16 protein-coding genes are annotated in these 20208 nt (G+C 38.0%); 7 read left to right on the forward strand and 9 right to left on the reverse strand.

Annotated elements, in window-relative coordinates:
- Position 1: 1 nt before the first annotated feature.
- The 5 genes from JM84_RS08240 to JM84_RS08260 form a co-directional block, all read right to left on the reverse strand.
- Positions 2-727, reverse strand: coding sequence for an SAM-dependent methyltransferase (locus JM84_RS08240; protein ID WP_144783676.1), 726 nt, complete (start codon positions 725-727; stop codon positions 2-4).
- A gap of 120 nt (positions 728-847) precedes the next feature.
- The gene (locus JM84_RS08245; RefSeq protein WP_144783678.1) at positions 848-1321 is read right to left on the reverse strand and encodes a low molecular weight protein-tyrosine-phosphatase; all 474 of its coding nucleotides are present in this window, start codon (positions 1319-1321) and stop codon (positions 848-850) included.
- A gap of 118 nt (positions 1322-1439) precedes the next feature.
- Positions 1440-2675 (reverse strand): ammonium transporter, encoded by a 1236-nt coding sequence (locus JM84_RS08250; RefSeq protein ID WP_144783680.1) that lies wholly within the window; start codon positions 2673-2675, stop codon positions 1440-1442.
- 35 nt (positions 2676-2710) lie between these two features.
- Positions 2711-3049, reverse strand: coding sequence for a P-II family nitrogen regulator (locus JM84_RS08255; RefSeq protein WP_013749505.1), 339 nt, complete (start codon positions 3047-3049; stop codon positions 2711-2713).
- Between the two features lie 12 nt (positions 3050-3061).
- Positions 3062-4102 (reverse strand): porin, encoded by a 1041-nt coding sequence (locus JM84_RS08260; protein ID WP_013749504.1) that lies wholly within the window; start codon positions 4100-4102, stop codon positions 3062-3064.
- 439 nt (positions 4103-4541) lie between these two features.
- On the opposite strand from JM84_RS08260, the gene gltB reads away from it, so the two are divergent.
- The 3 genes from gltB to JM84_RS08275 are packed head-to-tail and all read left to right on the forward strand — an operon-like array spanning position 4542 to position 10794.
- Positions 4542-9080, forward strand: a complete 4539-nt coding sequence (gltB, locus tag JM84_RS08265; RefSeq protein WP_144783682.1) for a glutamate synthase large subunit — start codon at positions 4542-4544, stop codon at positions 9078-9080.
- A 3-nt stretch (positions 9081-9083) separates the two neighbouring features.
- Positions 9084-10547, forward strand: a complete 1464-nt coding sequence (locus JM84_RS08270) for a glutamate synthase subunit beta (protein ID WP_144783684.1) — start codon at positions 9084-9086, stop codon at positions 10545-10547.
- Between the two features lie 52 nt (positions 10548-10599).
- Positions 10600-10794 (forward strand): hypothetical protein, encoded by a 195-nt coding sequence (locus JM84_RS08275; protein WP_144783686.1) that lies wholly within the window; start codon positions 10600-10602, stop codon positions 10792-10794.
- Between the two features lie 103 nt (positions 10795-10897).
- Here the strand turns inward: JM84_RS08275 and dnaA are convergent, their stop codons facing one another.
- Positions 10898-12325, reverse strand: a complete 1428-nt coding sequence (gene dnaA / locus JM84_RS08280) for a chromosomal replication initiator protein DnaA (RefSeq protein WP_013749500.1) — start codon at positions 12323-12325, stop codon at positions 10898-10900.
- Between the two features lie 203 nt (positions 12326-12528).
- Here dnaA and JM84_RS08285 point away from each other — a divergent pair, with 203 nt between their 5' ends.
- Positions 12529-12921, forward strand: coding sequence for an acyl-CoA thioesterase (locus tag JM84_RS08285; RefSeq protein WP_144783688.1), 393 nt, complete (start codon positions 12529-12531; stop codon positions 12919-12921).
- On the opposite strand, the gene JM84_RS08290 is transcribed toward JM84_RS08285, so the two are convergent.
- The 3 genes from JM84_RS08290 to gndA are packed head-to-tail and all read right to left on the reverse strand — an operon-like array spanning position 12922 to position 16675.
- A complete protein-coding gene (locus JM84_RS08290; protein ID WP_144783690.1) occupies positions 12922-13533 on the reverse strand; it encodes an IMPACT family protein in 612 nt (203 codons plus the stop codon).
- Positions 13534-13576: 43 nt separating this feature from the next.
- Positions 13577-15226, reverse strand: a complete 1650-nt coding sequence (locus tag JM84_RS08295; RefSeq protein ID WP_409994607.1) for an ABC transporter substrate-binding protein — start codon at positions 15224-15226, stop codon at positions 13577-13579.
- Positions 15227-15265: 39 nt separating this feature from the next.
- Entirely contained in the window at positions 15266-16675 is a 1410-nt protein-coding gene (gene gndA, locus JM84_RS08300; protein WP_144783692.1) for an NADP-dependent phosphogluconate dehydrogenase, read from the reverse strand.
- Positions 16676-16851: 176 nt separating this feature from the next.
- Between gndA and zwf the strand changes: the two genes are divergently transcribed.
- From zwf to JM84_RS08315, 3 genes are all read left to right on the forward strand, one after another.
- Complete coding sequence (gene zwf / locus JM84_RS08305) at positions 16852-18363, forward strand: glucose-6-phosphate dehydrogenase (RefSeq protein ID WP_144783694.1); 1512 nt, start codon at positions 16852-16854, stop codon at positions 18361-18363.
- A gap of 63 nt (positions 18364-18426) precedes the next feature.
- The gene (gene pgl, locus JM84_RS08310; RefSeq protein WP_144783696.1) at positions 18427-19140 is read left to right on the forward strand and encodes a 6-phosphogluconolactonase; all 714 of its coding nucleotides are present in this window, start codon (positions 18427-18429) and stop codon (positions 19138-19140) included.
- 42 nt (positions 19141-19182) lie between these two features.
- On the forward strand, positions 19183-20184 hold the full coding sequence (locus tag JM84_RS08315) for a carboxypeptidase-like regulatory domain-containing protein (protein ID WP_144783699.1): 1002 nt from the start codon (positions 19183-19185) through the stop codon (positions 20182-20184).
- Positions 20185-20208 lie beyond the last annotated feature (24 nt).

Genomic DNA, 20208 nt, shown 5'->3' on the forward strand with positions numbered 1-20208 from the left:
GTTAGTACGACTTGTGAATTATGAAAATTGCAGGTCTTTTGTGTAGATCTGGTGCATTTTTTTTCCAGAAAGAAGCACTCTTTGTCACTATATATTCTGTAGGAAGCGTGATATCACAAGCAACACAAACTTGTGTGTCAGGATGAACAGTATTACAAATGTCTTCTAGCATCTTGTTATTGCGATATGGAGTTTCAATGAATAATTGCGTCTGTCCCTGCTCAGAAGATAATCGTTCTAATCGTTTTAACTCTTGCTTACGCTGTTGTGCGTCAATAGGTAGATATCCATTAAAAGCAAAATTTTGACCATTCATACCGCTACTCATCATTGCCATAAGTATAGATGATGGACCTACAAGTGGCACAACTTGGATACCTTTTTGATGTGCAATTTTTACAACTTCTGCTCCGGGATCTGCGACACCTGGAACTCCAGCCTCAGATAGTAACCCTACAGATTCCCCTTGTAAACATGGCTCTAAATACGATGGCAGCTCAGCAATATCTGTGTATTTATTTAAAGGAAAGAGTTTAAGTGAGGGCTGTGATTTACTAGGGCATATTGCTTTTATGGAGCGACGTGCCGTTTTTTCGTTTTCTACGATGTACGTATCTATAAATTCTACCACCTTTTTTACTGAGATAGGCATTACTTCTAGTGCGCTTGTGTCACCTAGAGTAGTGGGTATCAAATATAATTTTCCAGTTGCAGTAAATGAACTCATAGGACGTAGTTTATAGGTTGGGGTTATGGTATAGGTTGCAATATAATTACATCGCGGGATATGGGCAATAATTACTTTTGCAATGTCTATAATTTCTAATGAGATGTATGATGTAATAAATTACGCTAGTTCTTTTGCAATCTGGTCACAGGCTGTATCTAGCATTTCATACACTCTCTCAAAGTCTTCTGCACTTCCATGATATGGGTCTGGAACATCTACTTTTTCTCCATGAAAAACCACATCAAGAATCATTACCACTTTACGGCGTTGCTCGTCAGTAGTTGCTTTGGCTAGCACATCTTCCAGATTGTTTTGATCCATCACATAAATATGATCAAAATCATTAAAATCACTTTGAGATAACTGTCTCCCTCTAAGTCCTGAGATATCCACACCGTGAGATAATCCTACTTTTACACTCCTAGGGTCTGGCGGATTACCAACGTGCCAATCTCCTGTGCTTACGGAGTCTATATTAAAATGGGTTGCATCTAGTTTAGATCTTAAAATACCTTCGGCAAGTGGGGATCTACATATGTTTCCTAGACATACCATCAGGATATTTGTAACTGTAGTGGGTGCTTCGTTCATTACTCTAAGGTAATTAAATTTATCACGCTTTCGCGAAAGCAAAACCAAAAACCCTAAAAACAGTAAACCCCGACCAAAAATGGTCGAGGCTTACATACACATAGCACAAATCTCAATATTAATGCTCGTTTAGACGGAAATCTGGATAAGCACTCATTCCGTGTTCGTGAGGGTCAAGCCCCTCAATTTCTTCAGTTTCTGAAACTCTAATGCCAACTGTCTTCTTAAGAACAAACAGTATAATAAATGAAGTGATAATACAGAAAGCAGCATAACATCCTACACCTATAAGCTGGCTCACAAATTGAGCTCCACTAGCTAAGCTTCCAAAAATACCCACTGCAAGTGTTCCCCAGATACCACAAATTAAGTGTACTGCAATAGCTCCTACAGGATCGTCTAGCCTTAATTTGTCAACAAGAGCAACACCAAACACAATGATAGCTCCTGCAATAGCGCCTATGGCAATCGCATCTGTAGGGCTCATTACATCTGCTCCCGCGGTAATACCTACAAGACCTCCTAGTATACCATTTAAAAACATGGTGAGGTCATAGTTTTTATACATTAAGGTAGATACAAGAAAAGCAAACACTCCTCCAGCTGCTGCTGCAAGTGAGGTTGTAACAAGTGTAAGTGAAGTAAGCGCAGGATCTGCAGATAGTACAGAACCTCCATTAAAGCCAAACCAACCTAACCATAAGATAAGTACACCTGCCGTTGCGAGTGGTACATTATGTCCAGGGATGGCTTGTGGTTTACCATTTTCATCAAACTTCCCTATACGTGATCCCAGTAAGAATACGGCAACGAGTGCGGCCCATCCTCCTACAGAGTGAACAAGTGTAGATCCAGCAAAATCATAAAAAGGTGTTTCTAGTGTTTGTAAAAATCCACCTCCCCATTTCCAAGAACCAGCGATAGGGTATACAAATCCTACATAAAGTAATACAAAGACCATAAAAGGACCTATTTTAATACGCTCTGCTACGGCACCAGATACAATGGTTGCTGCTGTTGCTGCAAACATCCCTTGAAAAAGGAAGTCTGTCCAGTAGGTGTAGCCTTCGTTATATGTAAGATCAAGAACACCTTCTGCGTTAAGAGGTGCATCTAGTCCAAAACCTGCAAAGCCTAAAAACCCATTAAACTCTCCGGGATACATAAGATTAAAGCCTACTAAGCAATAAAGTAGAAGACCTACTGTGATGATAAAAATATTCTTAAAGAGAATGTTGATGGTGTTTTTTTGACGAGTAAGACCTATTTCTAAAAATGAAAAGCCAAGGTGCATGAAGAAGACAAGACCAGTACAGATCATCATCCATACGTTATTTACAGTTAAAATTTCCATAAGTTGTTAATGCTATATTATTATAAGTTTTTAGACTACTTGAGTGTTTGATTTCCTTTCTCTCCGGTGCGTATGCGATAGCACTCGCTTATGTCTGAGACAAAGATTTTACCGTCACCTACATCGCCAGTACGAGCAGACTCGATAATTGTTTTGATTGTAATTTCTTCAAATTCATTATTTACTACGATGCTTAAATAGCGTCGTTGTATGTCGCTGGTGCTATAGCTCACGCCGCGGTAAACAGAACCTTTTTTTTCGTTACCAAGTCCAGTAACATCCCAATAGGAGAAGAAGTTTACACCCACATCATGCAGTGCTTTTTTTACTGCCGAAAATTTGGATTTACGTATGATTGCTTCTATTTTTTTCATGTTTTAGGTTATTTAAAATTTATATATGCCTGCGATTAGAAATGAAGATAATGAGCTGTTAGGCTCAAGGTCAGTATCAAGGAAGGTGTCTTCACTAGCACTGTCTAAACGAAATTCTGGTTTGATGGTAAGGTCACCTACGGTATAACTTCCAGTAAGAGTAAGTGCAAGTACAGATGCATCTCCTTCATCATCATAACCTCCTATGGCTCCAGCACCACCTTCAGCTTCTGCAAAGTATTCTCCTCTCAGTCCTAGTGTAAAAGATTCTGATGTTTTGTACTGTGGGTATAGAGCTACTCCATAAAATGAAGCTCCGTCTGTATCATTGTATGTAGCGTTGAGACCTAGGTAAAAGTCATCTGATAGATCGTGACCAGTAGTAAGATCTACTTGGAGCGTACTTTCTGTGCTTCCTCCTTGTTTTCCATATAGAAAGTTAAGGTAAGTGGTTTTATAACCTAGCTGAGCGCCTAGTGTGTAATCGTTGTCAAAATTAAATTCTGTTGCATCTGTCTGGTTGAGTACACCAAGCATTGCGCTCCAATCTTCAGATAGTGTAAAATCTGCTTTTATACCTGTATGAGAAAATGGTCCATATGAAAACATATAAGACGTAGAGTAGTTGAAGTTAAGAGTGGGAGAGATTACTTCATAACCTAAGAACGTATTGAAATTTCCTAAAGTAAGTTTTACTTTTTCCGAAACATTCCAGTAAACGTATAGTTGGTTTACAATGTTTGAAGAAGGTCCAGATAGGAAAACAGCTTCTTCACCTCTAGGGCCAAAAACTAAATCTGCGACTGCACCTACTTTTCCATTTTCACTTTCAAAAGAGCCTATCACATTTGCCATACCTATTGCAAAGCCATTGCGATTTGCAAAAGAGGTGTTTGGTGCGATAGCATCCTCACCATTTGGTCCAGAAAGATTTTGTCTAAAGTAAGTATCGACGCTTCCCTCTACACTAAATTTTTTCTTTGTTGATTCTTCTTGAGCAAATAAGGAAGTGGTGGTAATGGCCAGCACTAAGAACGTAATAATGAACTTCATAAGAGTGTAATATTTTGTTGATTAGGTCTCAAATGTATCTTAAAATTTAGTTAAGGGTGTGAAATAGGTAGGTGTTTTGTAAATTTTTATGATTTTTTTAAAATGACCCCTTTAAAATTAGGGGTGTGATAAATAATTTGTGATTTTATTGAGATATGTGTTTTGAGGTTGTTGCGCTTTTTGTAGTAATTAAGCGTTATTGTTGAGGATATTATTGATTTTAACAGTATTTATTAAAATAGCTATAACGTTTTCGTAGTTTTTAAGATAATTTAAGAGTCAGAATATGATAAAATAACATACCTAATAATGAACTTTTGTGAAATATTAAGTATCTATATTTCATTAATCGTAATAATGAGATGTGATTTTTGACCCTTAGATAAGTAGGATTATCTTGTGAATAAGTAATAATGGTTTCACCATAAAAATGTAGACAATGCTTAAGGATCAGGGATTATATTTAAGAGAATTTGAACACGATGCTTGTGGAGCAGGATTCATTTGTAGTTTAAAAGGAATAAAGTCAAACGACATTATCCACAAAGCACTAGAAATTCTTGAAAAACTAGAGCATCGAGGAGCAGTAAGTGCAGATGGAAGAACGGGAGATGGTGCAGGAATACTTATAGATATTCCTCATGATTATTTTCAAGCTAGCTGTGATTTTGAGTTGCCACAAGAAGGAAGTTATGCTGTGAGTAATGTGTTTCTCCCTCTTAAACAAAATCAACGAGATTACTGTATTTCGGTGTTTGAAAAGAGTCTTACAGATCAGGGCATACATATTATAGGATGGAGAGATGTGCCGGTAGATAAATCTATCTTAGGTGAGATTGCTCAGGTTTCTGAGCCCTTTGTAAAGCAAATCTTTGTTTCATATGACGGTGGTGATAAAAATCCCGCTTTCGCGAAAGCGCAACAAAAACACACTCCAGAATTTGCATTCAACTTAAAATTATTTACTGCACGTAAAATTGCAGAACACACTATATATGATTCTAAGCTATCTGAAAGTTCATTCTTTTATGTACCTAGTTTTTCAACCAAAACAATAATTTATAAGGGGCTATTAATGCCTCAAGACATTAAGGTTTATTATAAGGACTTGATGGATCCTAGGGTTGTGACGCGCCTGGCACTTGTGCATCAGCGTTTTTCAACAAATACATTCCCTACATGGGATCTTGCGCAGCCTTTTAGATACATGTGCCATAATGGAGAGATTAATACGTTGCGAGGCAATGTAACTCGTATGTATTCCAGAGAAGAACTTATGGAGAGTCCGCTCTTTGGAGAGGATATTAAAGCTGTTCTTCCAGTGGTGATACCAGGCAAATCTGATAGTGCTTCTATGGATATGGTGGTGGAGCTGTTATTAATGACAGGTCGCTCACTTCCAGAGGTAATGATGATGCTCGTGCCAGAAGCATGGGAGAAAAATAAGGAAATGTCTCCTGCAAAACGTGCTTTTTATGAATTTAACTCCTGCCTAATGGAGCCTTGGGATGGTCCTGCATCTATTCCATTTACAGATGGTAATTATATAGGAGCGGTACTTGATCGTAATGGATTGCGTCCATCGCGTTATTCTGTTACAAAGGATGGCTACGTGATTATGGCTTCAGAAATTGGTGTAGTAGATATTGAGCCTAGCAATGTACAGTTTCACGGTCGTTTAGAACCTGGTAAGATGTTTCTAGTAGATATGGCGCAAGGTCGTATCATTAACGATGAGGAAATAAAAGAGGAGATTGCTACGCGTAACCCTTATCAAGAATGGCTTGATGAAAATTTAATTCACTTAAGGAATATTCCTTATAATGAGTGTCCGCTATTTTTAAATGAAGCACCGCTTAAGGATCGTTTAATCACCTTTGGGTACACACAAGAAGATATAAATACCATCATATTACCCATGGCTGCAAATGCTAAGGAGCCTATAGGTTCTATGGGTAATGATGCTCCTATTGCTGCGCTTTCAGAAAGACCGCAACTCATTTATAACTACTTCAAACAATTATTTGCTCAGGTTACAAACCCACCACTAGATGGTATTAGAGAAGAGTTGATTACAGATATTTCTCTAACCCTGGGAGCCGATTATAATATTTTTGACATAAATCCCGAGCATTGTAGAAAACTTAAAATCCAAAACCCAGTTATATCAAAACAAGATTTAGATAAGATTAAAAGTCTAGATGATAAAAACTTCAAAGTGGTTTCTGTGCCGATGTTATATCAGGTAGAGAGAGGTCATAACGGTCTTGAAGAAGCGCTAGAAAAACTGTTGCAAAATGTAAGTAAGCAGCTTGATGAGGGAGCAAATATTGTTATTCTATCAGATCGAAATACGTCAATTACAGAGGCGCCTATACCAGCATTGCTTGCCTGCTCTTATGTAAACAACGGACTAGCAACTCATAAGAAGAGATCTCAATTAAGTTTAATTATTGAATCTGCAGAGCCTAGAGAGGTGCATCATTTTGCATTATTGTTTGGTTATGGTGCGAGTGCGATTAATCCTTATATGGTAAATGAGATAATAGAAAATCATCCTGAAGATCTTGAGCTTGCTAGTGTAGATGTAGAGGAGGCTATTCAAAACTTTAATAAAGCTGTAGGTAAGGGTGTGCTTAAGGTGATGAACAAGATTGGAATTTCTACACTTAATTCATATCGTAGTTCGCAGCTATTTGAATGTATAGGTATTAGTAAAAAAGTAGTTTCAAAATACTTTCCTCGCACGGTGACTAGAATTGAGGGTGTTGGATTACACCAATTAGAAGGAGAAATAAGTAAGCGTCATACAGCTGCTTACGATAAGAAAGAAATTGCTGCGGACTTGCCTCTAGAAATAGGTGGTGAGTATAGATGGAGAAGAGATGGTGAAGCGCATTTATTTAATCCGCTTACGATTGCAAAACTTCAAGAATCTGTACGAAGCAATAAGCCAGTAATTTATAAGGAATATGCAGATCGTGTAAATAATCAAGCTAAACAACTAATGACTATTAGAGGCTTGTTTGAATTTACAAACTATGATCCTATAGATATTGACGAAGTAGAGCCTTGGACGGATATTGTAAAGCGTTTTAAAACGGGAGCAATGTCTTATGGATCTATTAGTAAAGAGGCGCACGAGACACTAGCTGTAGCGATGAATCGTATAGATGGTAAATCAAATTCTGGCGAAGGAGGAGAAAACCAAGAGCGTTTTTATAAAGATGTTAATGGTGATTGGAAAAACAGTGCAATCAAGCAAGTAGCTTCTGGGCGATTTGGGGTAACTTCAAATTACCTTACAAATGCTGCAGAGATTCAAATTAAAATGGCACAAGGAGCTAAGCCTGGTGAAGGAGGGCAGTTGCCTGGGCCTAAAGTCAATCCAGAAATTGCAAAAACACGTAATTCTACTCCTTATGTAGGATTGATTTCTCCACCACCGCACCATGATATTTACTCTATTGAAGATTTATCACAGCTTATTTATGACCTTAAATCTGCAAATAGAGAGGCACGTATTAATGTAAAATTAGTATCAGAAGTAGGTGTAGGTACTGTAGCCGCTGGTGTTGCAAAAGCTAAGGCAGATGTAATCTTGATCTCTGGGCATGATGGAGGAACTGGTGCAACGCCGCTTACTTCATTAAAACATACAGGGCTTCCGTGGGAGTTAGGACTAGCCGAAGCGCAGCAAACACTCGTTATGAATGATTTGCGTGGTCGTGTGAGATTAGAATGTGATGGCCAACTTAAAACCGGTAGAGACGTAGCAATTGCATGTCTTTTAGGAGCAGAGGAGTTTGGTTTTGCAACTGCACCGCTAGTGGCTTCTGGATGTATTATGATGCGTGTATGTCACTTAAATACTTGTCCTGTGGGAATTGCTACGCAAAACCCAGAGTTACGTAAGCGTTTCAAAGGAAAGCCAGAACATGTAGTTAACTTCATGTATTTCGTGGCGCAAGAGCTTCGTGAGATTATGGCAAAGCTTGGCTTCAAGACCGTAGATGAAATGGTTGGGCAAGTGCAAAAACTAGAGCGAAACACCGCTATAGATCAGTATAAAGCATTAGGTCTAGACTTGTCTCCTATATTACACAAGATTGCTGTTAAAGAAGGACAGTCCTTACGAAATACAGAGAAGCAAGATCACGATTTAGAAAAAGCATTAGATTTCAAAATTATATCTCAGGCGCACCCTGCATTATTCAGAAAAGAGAAAACCACGCTTGATCTTAAGATTACAAATGAAGACAGAGCAGTAGGAGCCATTTTAAGTAATGAGATCTCAAAAATTTATGGAGTTAATGGGCTGCCAGAAAATACATTAAAAATCAACTTTGAAGGTTCGGCTGGGCAGAGTTTTGCAGCATTTGCAACGCATGGACTAACACTTTCGGTTACTGGAAATACAAATGACTATATAGGCAAAGGACTTTCTGGAGCAAAAGTGATTGTAAAAGTACCTGTAGAGGCAACCATAATTCCTGAGGATAATGTCATTATTGGAAACGTAGCATTTTACGGTGCCACTGCTGGAGAGGCTTACATCAATGGAAAGGCTGGAGAGCGTTTTTGTGTACGTAACTCGGGAGCTAGAGCTGTTGTAGAAGGTATAGGTGATCATGGTTGTGAGTATATGACAGGAGGAGTAGCAGTGATTTTAGGAGCTGTGGGAAGAAACTTCGGAGCTGGAATGAGTGGTGGAATTGCATATGTGTATGATGTTGATAGTTCGCTTTCGCGAAAAGCAAACTCAGAGGGCTTAAACTTCTTAAAAGTAGAAGAAACACAAGATCGTGAGGAACTTAGACAATTGGTCGAAAACCATTATAATGCCACACAATCTCCACTAGCACAACGTTTCCTAGAAAATTGGGATGTGGAAATAGGCAATTTCACGAAAGTGTTACCAGAAGAATACCGCCAGGCTTTAATAAGACTAGAGGAAGAACAAAAATTAGCAAACTAAGAGATGGGAAAAGTAACAGGATTTTTAGAATATAAGCGCAAAGATGAGAGCTATGTAGCTCCGGAGGAACGCTTAAAAAATTACAAAGAATTTACCGTTCCTCTTGAAGAGTCAGATCTCAAAAAGCAGGGAGGAAGGTGTATGGATTGTGGGATTCCATTTTGTCATTCTGGATGCCCGCTAGGTAACCTCATACCAGACTTTAATGATGCAGTGTATAAAGGTCGCTGGAAAGTGGCTGCAGGGATATTACATGCAACTAATAATTTTCCAGAATTTACAGGAAGACTTTGTCCTGCCCCATGTGAGGAAGCTTGTGTTCTTGGTATTAATGAAGATCCAGTAACTATTGAAAATATAGAAAAAAATATAGTAGAGCGTGCTTTTGAAGAAGGATGGATTACTGCGCAACCACCTGTGAAACGTACAGGGAAATCTGTTGCTGTTATTGGTTCTGGACCTTCTGGACTTGCTACGGCACAACAGCTTAACAGAGCTGGACATGCGGTGACTGTTTTTGAAAGGGATGCAAAAGTGGGCGGATTACTACGTTATGGAATTCCAGATTTTAAGATGGAAAAAAATGTAATAGATCGTCGTCTTGAGGTCCTTGAAGAAGAAGGAATCACCTTTAAAACAAATGCGCATGTGGGTAATAACATAAGTGTAGAGGCGCTCCAAGATGAGTACGATGCTATTGTACTGTGCGGAGGAGCAACCATAAGAAGATCAATACCAATTAAGGGTGCACATCTTAAAGGAGTGTATCAAGCAATGGATTTTTTAAAGCAAAATAATGAGCGTCAAGATGGTCTAAATGATTGGGAAGAAGAAATTGTAGCAACCGGTAAAAACGTTGTTGTAATAGGAGGCGGAGATACAGGTTCTGATTGTATAGGCACGAGTAATAGGCAAGGAGCAAGTAGTGTGACTAACTTTGAGATTCTTAATAAGCCTACTGTAGGGCGACCTACAGAACAGCCTTGGCCATATTATCCTATGCGATTACGCACAAGTTCTTCACATAAAGAAGGGGTTGATCGTGTGTTTAGTATATCTACCAAAGAATTTGTGGGTGACGCTGCAGGAAATCTTACAGGACTAATTACCGCAGAGGTGGAGTGGATTACTCATGAAAGTGGAAGACGAGAGTTAAAAGAAGTTCCTAATTCAGAAAAAGAATGGGAATGTGATATGGCATTTCTAGCATTAGGTTTCACCGGTCCAGAAAAAACATTAATTGACCAATTACATCTCGATACAGATTTGAGAGGTAACATTAAGGCAACTGATTATAGTACTAATGTTTCTGGTGTATTTGCAGCAGGTGATATGCGTAGGGGGCAATCCCTTATCGTCTGGGCAATTTCTGAAGGGCGTCAAGCAGCACATCACGTAGATAAGTTTTTAATGGGAAGTTCTGAGCTTCCATTAAAAGATGAGGAAAGCGATTTGCCTAGACGTTAACTATTTGTGATGTTAATTGTATATTGACATTTCTAACAATAGAAGTAATATCATGAAAATTCAAAAAAGTTCAAAAGGAGAATGGATATCAACTTTTGGTGGTGTACTTATAACTACTGGTATTATGTGTATGGCTTTAGAGGCTAGTAATTATTTTATTTTTGGCTTTCTTCTCACGGGTATGGCTGTAACGATTTACGGTATAGTTAGTTCTTCTAGAGAAAAAGCTGCGAGTGACAACATTTAAAAAGAAATAAGTGACTCAATAGTTTTTATTCATTCCTAAAAACTAACAAAGCCTCTACGTGAAAATGTAGAGGCTTTGTTATATGTTTAATTTAAGTTAGAAATTACACAGAGAGCTTCTTTCCTAAATCTTCTACGTATTTTCTAAACTGCTTGTCTGTGCTAGCAAGGTTATCTACCGTTTTACAAGCGTGTAATACGGTTGCGTGATCGCGTTGTCCTATTTGAGAACCTATACTTGCAAGTGATGCCTTTGTAAGCTTCTTTGCAAAGAACATAGCGAGCTGTCTCGCTTGTACAATGTGACGTTTACGAGTTTTAGACTGTAGTGTCTCTACATCCATCTGGAAGTAATCTGATACAATCTTTTGTATGTAATCTATAGATACTTCGCGCTTCGTATGCTTCACGTAGTTGTCTACAATCTTCTTAGCTAAATCTAATGTGATTTCTTTCTTATTGAAAGAAGAGTGAGCAATAAGTGATATAATAGCACCTTCTAGCTCTCTTACATTTGTCTTGATGTTATTTGCAAGAAATTCTACAATCTCTTCTGGCATCTCAACACCATCTTGATATAGCTTTTGCTTTATGATGGCTATACGCGTTTCAAAGCTTGGGTGTTGTAGCTCTGCGCTTAATCCCCATTTAAAACGAGAAAGAAGGCGTTGCTCGATGTCTTGCATATCAACCGGCGCCTTATCTGAGGTAAGAATTACTTGCTTACCATTCTGATGTAGGTGATTAAAGATATGGAAGAACACATCTTGAGTTCCTGCTTTACCACTTAGTAATTGAATATCATCTACAATAAGAACATCAATAACTTGATAGAAATGTATAAAGTCATTTCTGTTGTTCTTTTTTACAGACTCAATATACTGTTGTGTAAACTTCTCAGCAGATATGTATAAAACAGTCTTTGCTGGATATTTATCTTTTATTTGAACACCTATAGCGTGTGCAAGGTGAGTTTTTCCTAAACCTACACCGCCAAAAACGAGTAGTGGATTAAATGATGTTCCTCCAGGTTTATTTGCAACTGCCATTCCTGCAGAACGTGCAAGACGGTTAGAGTCGCCTTCAAGGAAGTTATCAAAGTTATAATTAGGATTGAGCTGTGATTCAATTTGTAAATTTCTGATACCAGGAATTACAAAAGGATTTTTAAGCTCTGGGTTCTTGTTTTTAAATGGAGCATCAACATCTTGAGATTTCATAGTGCTACGATTTGCACTAGGAATCTTTTCAGTAAACGGTTGATTGTTTCCGTAAGTGTTTTCCATTCTGATTACATAAACCAGTTTGGCATTTTCACCTAGTACTTTGTTAAGCGCAACTTTAAGAAGTTTAACATAGTGCTCTTCTAGCCATTCATAAAAGAACTTACTAGGCACTTGTATGCTTAATGCGTTATCTGTGAGCTTGACCGCTTTAATCGGTTCAAACCACGTCTTGTATGCCTGGGGTGTAATATTGTCTTTAATAAAAGAGAGACAATTATCCCATACAGATTGCGCAGTTAGAGTCATTCGTTGAGTTAAATTATTGGTTGTTTTTTAGTACAGAATGCCTTTTAAAAGGATTATCGTATTGTTGATAAGGCCCCCTTTAAAAGCTAAGCAAATATGTGAACAAAAAAAGTAATAAAAAAACTAGTAGAGGGTTGTTTTTTTGCAAATTTTGTTGCATCATATATCAGATTTAAAATTACAAAAAATTAGACCTCTCTACTGTGAAAAACCATATTACTTTTGTTAAAGTTCGCTACTCAGAAACCGACCAGATGGGCTTTGTGCACCATAGTAACTACGCTCAATATCTTGAAATTGCGAGACTTGAATGGCTAGAACAGCTTGGAATTTCATATAAATGGATGGAAGAAAATGGAGTTATGCTACCGGTATATAATTTAAATACGACCTTTAAAAAATCTGCACTTTTCGATGATCGCCTTAAAATAGAAACTTCACTTAGGAATATTCCTACGGTGCGTATTATGTTCGATTATAAAGTTTATAACCAAAAGGAAGAGTTATTAACAGTGGCAAGTACAGAATTGATCTTTATGAATACTAAAACTGGGAGACCTATGAGGTGCCCAAAATACATTTTAGAGAAGCTCTAATTAATCTTCTTTTAGAAGGTTAATTCCATAGACTTCATTAAAAGCCTCAATCACCTTTTCAGACTCTTTTCTGCGTATGGCGAGATGGAAGACGCAGTCCATTTCCATTTTTTGCTCGATAATGGTCACCTTATGATCATTTATTAAGCGCATTGCTTTGTTGAGTAGGGGATATTCAAATTGTACTGAGAAAGGAATATCAATTGTTTTCTTTACAATACGAGCATTCTCAAGTGCGAGTTGTGCACCCGTTCTATAAGCATTGATTAGACCACCTACACCTAATTTTGTTCCACCAAAATATCTTACAACCACCACAAGTACATTTGTAACATCAAAAGATTGTAGCTGTCCATAAATAGGAGCACCCGCACTGTTAGAAGGCTCGCCATCGTCATTTGCTCGGTATTGTTCGTATTCCTTACCTAACACATAAGCATAGCACCAGTGCCTGGCTTGATAGTGCTGCTTTTTTAGTGCATCTATACGTTCCTTGACTTCTTCCTCTGTGGTAACGGGAAATGCATAGCCAAAGAATTTGCTATTACGATCTTTAAAGAGTGTCTCTTCAGAAGGTGATAAAATGGTGTTGTAAGTGTCTTTTTGTTCGATGTTGTAATTTTTTTAGGTACGCTTTCGCGAAAGCGTAATCACACTACTTTTTACTCTTTTTCACATGTTTCAAAACTAAAAAGTTCTGAGCATTGGGTTCAAAACCTGAAATGGTCTTCTGTGTAAATCGTACCACTTCGTCATAATAAAGCGGAATAATAGGGGATTGCTCTATAATAAGAGAGTCCATTTTTATATAGTACTGTTTGCGTTCATTAATATCTACAATACTTAAACTTTTCTCGTAAAGACTGTCGAAGGTCGCACTTTTAAAGTGTGTATAGTTAGGTCCGTTAGGAGTGAAGTTTTTACTGTAAAATAAACTCAAGTAGTTTTCGGCATCTGGATAATCTGCTATCCAACTAGCACGGAAAGCGTCTAGCTCACCACTACTTTTCATCTGACGTAAGGTAGATGGAGGCATCACATCAATTTGTACATCCAGTCCTACTTTTTGTAGCTCCCGTTGAATGTACTCACATATATCAAGATACTGACTATTTGTACCGATAGTGAGTTGTGGTGACTGATCTCCAGTTTGTGCGGTGTACTGAGCTACAAGTTCTTTAGCAAGTGTAGGATTGTAATTATAACCATCTATGTCGTTAAAACCAGGAAGCCCCTTGGGGATAAAACCGTTTACTGCAGGTTTTCCTATCCCATTGCGCAGGTAGGTGATCATTTTCTCACGATCAAAACCGTAGTTCACTGCCTTACGTAATAAAGTAGATTGAACTTCTGGAGTGTTACTATCTAGATAGAAACCTATATACTCAGTGTTGAGCCATGGCACTTTTTCAAAATTTACTTGATCTTGATATTTTTCTCGTAGTTGTCCAGAGGCAGTGAGTATCTCGTCTTTATAAGAAGGATCAAGACTATTTAAAAAATCAATATTACCTTGAGCAAACTGTAAAAATTCGCTTTGCTTGTCTGGCAAAAATGTAATGGCAACCGCCTCTAAGTAAGGAAGACTATTTCCATCAGCATCTTTCTCATAATATAATTCGTTTTTACGAAGTACGAGTTTCACGCCTTCTTCCCAACGTTTAAATTTAAACGGACCAGTACCTATAGGGTTTGACCTAAATTCGTTTCCATAAAAAGTAGTCACTTCCTTAGGTACAACAGAGCAGTATCTCATGCTAAGCAATCCTAAATAGGCTGGAAAAGGCTGCTTTAATTTTACTGTAAAAGTACTGTCATTTTCTGCCTTATAATGTTCCACATTACTAAGTACCCAACTTCCAGGTGATGCGATAGCTGGATCTGTAAGTCTATCAAAGGAATATACAAAGTCACTTGCAACCACATTCCTTGTGCTATCTACAGTATTAAAAGCTTCATGTTTATGAAACTTTACATCATCACGTAGCGTGAAAGAGTAGGTGAGGGCATCTTCAGAAATTATCCAAGACTTAGCGATATCTGGCTGCACATTAAGATGATTATCTAATTGTACAAGTCCATTAAATAATTGATTCACCGGCCAGATAATAGGCGGATTACGAGCAAAAGCAGGATCTAATGTTGAAATCTGGTATTGCTCGTTGTATCTAAAAACCTCATGATCTCGATCAGTGTTTGTAGTGTTTGAACAACCTATTACAAATAGACTTAAAAGCACGACAACAAGCCATGCAGCTGCTGTCCATGTGCTAGATTTTCTTAAAAAGATATTGTTATGATACAATAGGGAAGTGCTTCAATGGTGATATTAATTATTGCGTTCTTATTTCTCCCATTCTGTGTGGAAGATTCCCTCGCGGTCTAATCTTTCGTAGGTGTGTGAACCAAAATAATCTCGTTGTGCTTGGATAAGATTAAGTGGTAATCTCGTAGAAGTATATGCGTCAAAATAAGTTAACGAGTTTGATACTCCAGGAAGCGGGATTCCATTAATAGCTCCGTAAGCAACAAGTTCTCTAGCCGAGTCCACAGTGCTTTGTATTTTTTTAATAAACGATGGAGATAACAATAGATTAGGTAGCTCCGTATCTTCTGTAAAAGCATCTGTGATATCTGCAAGGAGCTTTGCTCTTATGATACATCCAGCTCTCCATATTTTTGCAATTACTGCAATATCGAGGTCATATCCATATTCCTTAGATGCATCTGCTAGCTGATGCAAACCTTGAGCATAAGTAATAATGTAAGAGAAGTAAAGCGCTTCTTCTGTAAGTTTAGTCAGCTTTTCTTTATCCATTGTTGCCACTTCTGGACGATCGTACAGAGAGTCTGCAATGGTGCGCTCATCTTTAAGTGCAGAGATTTCTCTCATACTCACAGCAATATCAATAGAAGGTACGGGAATACCAAGATCCATCGCATTTTGCGAAGTCCATTTTCCTGTGCCTTTCTGTTTTGCTTTATCAAGAATCTGGTCTACAAGGTCACCACTAGTAAGAGTGTCCTTTTCGGCAAAAATTTCTGATGTAATCTCTACTAAGAAGGATTGTAAACGTCCTTCATTCCATGATTTATAGGTTTCGTGAAGTTCTTGATTAGATAAGTTTCCTGCCTTTTTAAGCACGTCATATATCTCAGAAGTGAGTTGCATGAGTCCGTACTCAATACCGTTGTGCACCATTTTTACATAGTTACCAGCAGATTTAGGTCCTAAGTAAGCAACACAAGGTTCTCCGTTGTATTTGGCAGATACTGCTTCAAAAATAGGCTGTACTGCTGCATATCCAGGTTTTGATCCTCCAGGCATGATGCTAGGTCCTATACGTGCGCCTTTGGCTCCTCCAGAAACTCCTGCTCCAAAAAAGTGAATTCCTTTTTCAGATAAGTAAGCTTCTCTTCGGTCTGTATCGGTAAAGAAAGAGTTTCCTCCGTCTATGATGATATCTCCTTTATCTAAGTGTGGTAGTAAACTTTCTATGACGATGTCTACTACTTTACCTGCGGGTACTAGTAACATGATTTTACGTGGGGATGATAACGCTTTCGCGAAAGCGGATATATCAACCGTCGCATCTACGCGTTTTGGGTCACCGCCTTCTTCTATAAGCGCTTGCACTTTTTCTGGGTCAAGATCATTGCCCATCGCGCTAAAGCCATTATCGGCTACATTTAATATAAAGTTGCGTCCCATTACGCCCAGTCCAACCAAGCCAAAATCGTAAGAATTTTTCATAAGTAAAGTTTCATTCCCCACTAATATGCTCAGAAAAGCAGCTCAAAATTATCAGTGGGCATTGCTCTTCAAAAATAGTGGAAAAATAATTGTTTTTGTGAGTAAGTGGTAGGGAAGTCGGTTGGGAATGGACGAAAGTTTCAATACTTTTGAAGCACCTTAAATAAGTTATTCATATGCGCAAGACAGAGAATCAGTTATTAGTCATTTTTGGCGCCTCGGGTGACCTCACTGCTCGAAAATTAGTTCCTGCTCTATATAAATTATATAAAGATAAACACCTACCTAAGCATTTTGCTGTACTTGGTGTGGCGCGTAGTTTTATGACCGATGAGGAGTTTAGAAAACGCGTAGCGCTAGAAAGCAAATATCTAGACGATAGTGAGGAGTTTATAGCCGCATTTTCTGAGAAGTTATTTTATGAAGATCTTCATAAAAAATACGATGTAGATTACCGTGAGCTTAATGAGCGTATACAAGATATCAATACCACATACCAGTGTGATAATAATATCATCTTCTATTTATCTACACCGCCTAGTTTATTTGAAGCCATTGCAAAGAATCTTACTGCAAAAGGACTTAATGATGAGCGTCTAGGTTGGAAACGACTTATAGTAGAAAAACCTTTTGGCTACAGTCTTGAGACTGCAAAGTCACTTAACGAGGGATTACACAGATATTTTAAAGAATCGCAGATTTATAGAATAGATCATTACTTAGGTAAAGAGACCGTTCAAAATATACTTGTCACCCGATTTGCAAATAGCATTTTTGAACCTTTATGGAATCGTGACTACATAGACCACGTTGAGATTACAAATGCAGAGAGTGGAGGCGTAGAGTCTCGTGGTGGTTATTATGATAAGTCTGGAGCATTGCGAGATATGTTTCAAAGTCACTTATTACAGCTTGTTGCATTAATAGTAATGGAACCGCCATTAAGTGCAGATCCAGAAGAAATACGTAACGAGAAGTTAAAAGCACTAAAGTCATTACGATTAATGACAGACCCAGAGGTGCTTGATAAAAATACCATACGCGGGCAATATTTAAGCAGTGAGATAGATGGCGAGCGTGTAAATAGCTACCGCGAGGAAGAAGATGTAGACCCAGATAGTATTACAGAAACCTATGCTGCGGTTAAGTTTTTTGTAGATAACTGGCGATGGGCAGATGTTCCTTTTTATGTGCGTACGGCAAAACGTATGCCTACTAAGGTTACAGAAGTTGTGATACACTTCAAGTCACCGCACCACCAGATCTTTAAAAACTCAGACATTAATAAGGATAATAAACTCATCATACGTATTCAACCTGATGAGGGTATCTTAGTAAAGTTTGGTGTGAAAGTGCCAGGACAAGGATTTAAGGTAGAACGTGGTAATCTTGATTTTTACTACTCTAGCTTAGGTGATACAGATATTATGGAGGCTTACGAACGTCTATTGCTTGATGCAATGCAAGGTGATGCTACTTTATATTCTCGTGCAGACGAGGTAGAAGCAGCATGGAGATTTACAGATCCTATACTAGAATATTGGACAAGTCGTGATGTAAAGATGTATGGTTATGCAGCGGGAGTCTGGGGACCAGAATTTGCAGATGATCTTATAGAAGGTCGTGGCGGCTGGCGTAATCCAGGAGCACATCTAGCAGATGATCCAGGATACTGTGTGATAGAATAACAAAATTGAGTTGTTACCCATTTTAACTAGCGTTCTGCGGTTGTAATTATAGAATAGAAAACAATGACACTACATATATCAAAAACAAAGCAAGATGTAGCACAAGATTTTGCTACTTATTTAATGGAAGCTGCAAGTGGTAAAGATCGTTTTACTGTTGCGCTATCTGGAGGAAGTACTCCTAAAATTGTTTTTGACTTACTTGCAGAGAAGCATAAAGATGCAGACTGGTCTAAGTTCCAGTTTTATTGGGGTGATGAGCGTTGTGTCGCTCCTACAGATGAGCAAAGCAATTACAAAATGACCGTCGATCATTTATTTTCAAAAATTAATATCCCTGCCGAAAATATACACCGCATCCTTGGCGAAAATAATCCAGAAGCAGAAGCTATACGCTATGCAGAGGTTTTAGAAAGTACGCTCGCTTCAGAAAATGAGGTGCCTCAATTTGATTTAGTCATATTAGGTATGGGAGACGATGGTCATACTGCATCTATATTTCCTCATGAGATAGAGTTGTGGGACTCATCAAACTGGTGCGAAGTCGCTACACATCCAGAATCTGGACAACAACGCGTGAGTATTACGGGCGATATTATCAATAATGCGCAAGCCGTAGCATTTCTAGTTACTGGAGCTTCAAAAGAAGAAAAGGTAGTCACTATCATTAATCAAGAAGAAGATTTCAGAGATTATCCAGCAAGTCTTGTTTCACCACTCTCTGGAGAACTTCATTGGTTTATGGACGAAGATGCAGCAAGTGGTTTAGATCAATAAATTTACTCTTAAAAAATAATATGTTGTCGTAATTTATATCTTATGAAAGTAGCTAGTTGTATTGTCTTTTTTCTTTTTGCGATAACAATACACGCTCAAGATGTAATTACAGGAACACTACTAGCTACACAAGACAGTCTTGCCATCGAGAATGCCTCTGTCTATTTTAATAATACCACAATTGGCGCTATATCTAATGCGCAAGGAGATTTCAAAATCACTAGAGATAATGCGATAGAAACCGAACTTATTATAAGTGTTTTAGGTTTTGAGACGCTTATTATCCCCCACAATCAACTAGGCTCCTTAGGAACGCTATACCTCAAGGAAAGTATCGCTTCACTAGATGAGGTAATATTAGATGACGATACTTGGTCAAGAGAACGTAAAATGAGAGCTTTTAAAAAGTACTTTATAGGCTCGGTATTAAATACGAAGGATGTCAAAATTCTTAATGAAAAAGATATCCGGTTGAGATATAGTGCTACTAACGGAATGCTATATGCAGACAGCAATGTGCCTATTAGGATTAGAAATAAAAACTTAGGGTATCTCGTATCTTATGATCTCATGGACTTTGAGGTTACTTATGAGAAAAGTCTTAATGGATTTAATATGGCGAGCAAGTCCTTTTTTGTGGGCACTGTGTTTTTTGAAAACATTAAAGAAAAAACGAGCCGTAAGATTTTAAAAAATAGAACTGTAGAATATAAAGGCTCACTACTTCACTTTTTGAGAGCCTTACGTGATCATAAATTGGTAGAAGAAAAGTATAGAGTTTTTCTAGGCAAATATGAGACTGCTCCATATGCGCCTTTTAAAATAATTGCTACAGATAAAGGGCATGAAGTAACCCTTCTTGAAGAAGATATCCAGATTCTTTATAACCAAGACGAGCAATCAAAACTTGAAGCTACAGCTTCATTTTTTATTGATTCATTCGGAAATCACAGTCCTGTTGATGTATTGTATACAGGAGGTGCGATGGCAGCACGTAAGGTAGGAGCAATGCTACCTCTGACTTTTGAACTAGCAGAAGAATAGTATGCTAATTTTTTATCTTTTCGC

This window comes from Dokdonia sp. Hel_I_63, from assembly GCF_007827285.1.
Classification (GTDB): Bacteria; Bacteroidota; Bacteroidia; order Flavobacteriales; family Flavobacteriaceae; genus Dokdonia.

Excerpts from the sequence above, each read along its gene's own strand:
- JM84_RS08240 (WP_144783676.1), bottom strand. The coding sequence starts at position 727 with ATGAGTTCATTTACTGCAACTGGAAAATTATATTTGATACCCACTACT.
- JM84_RS08245 (WP_144783678.1), bottom strand. The coding sequence starts at position 1,321 with ATGAACGAAGCACCCACTACAGTTACAAATATCCTGATGGTATGTCTA.
- JM84_RS08250 (WP_144783680.1), bottom strand. The coding sequence starts at position 2,675 with ATGGAAATTTTAACTGTAAATAACGTATGGATGATGATCTGTACTGGT.
- JM84_RS08255 (WP_013749505.1), bottom strand. The coding sequence starts at position 3,049 with ATGAAAAAAATAGAAGCAATCATACGTAAATCCAAATTTTCGGCAGTA.
- JM84_RS08260 (WP_013749504.1), bottom strand. The coding sequence starts at position 4,102 with ATGAAGTTCATTATTACGTTCTTAGTGCTGGCCATTACCACCACTTCC.
- gltB (WP_144783682.1), top strand. The coding sequence starts at position 4,542 with ATGCTTAAGGATCAGGGATTATATTTAAGAGAATTTGAACACGATGCT.
- JM84_RS08270 (WP_144783684.1), top strand. The coding sequence starts at position 9,084 with ATGGGAAAAGTAACAGGATTTTTAGAATATAAGCGCAAAGATGAGAGC.
- JM84_RS08275 (WP_144783686.1), top strand. The coding sequence starts at position 10,600 with ATGAAAATTCAAAAAAGTTCAAAAGGAGAATGGATATCAACTTTTGGT.
- dnaA (WP_013749500.1), bottom strand. The coding sequence starts at position 12,325 with ATGACTCTAACTGCGCAATCTGTATGGGATAATTGTCTCTCTTTTATT.
- gndA (WP_144783692.1), bottom strand. The coding sequence starts at position 16,675 with ATGAAAAATTCTTACGATTTTGGCTTGGTTGGACTGGGCGTAATGGGA.
- zwf (WP_144783694.1), top strand. The coding sequence starts at position 16,852 with ATGCGCAAGACAGAGAATCAGTTATTAGTCATTTTTGGCGCCTCGGGT.
- pgl (WP_144783696.1), top strand. The coding sequence starts at position 18,427 with ATGACACTACATATATCAAAAACAAAGCAAGATGTAGCACAAGATTTT.
- JM84_RS08315 (WP_144783699.1), top strand. The coding sequence starts at position 19,183 with ATGAAAGTAGCTAGTTGTATTGTCTTTTTTCTTTTTGCGATAACAATA.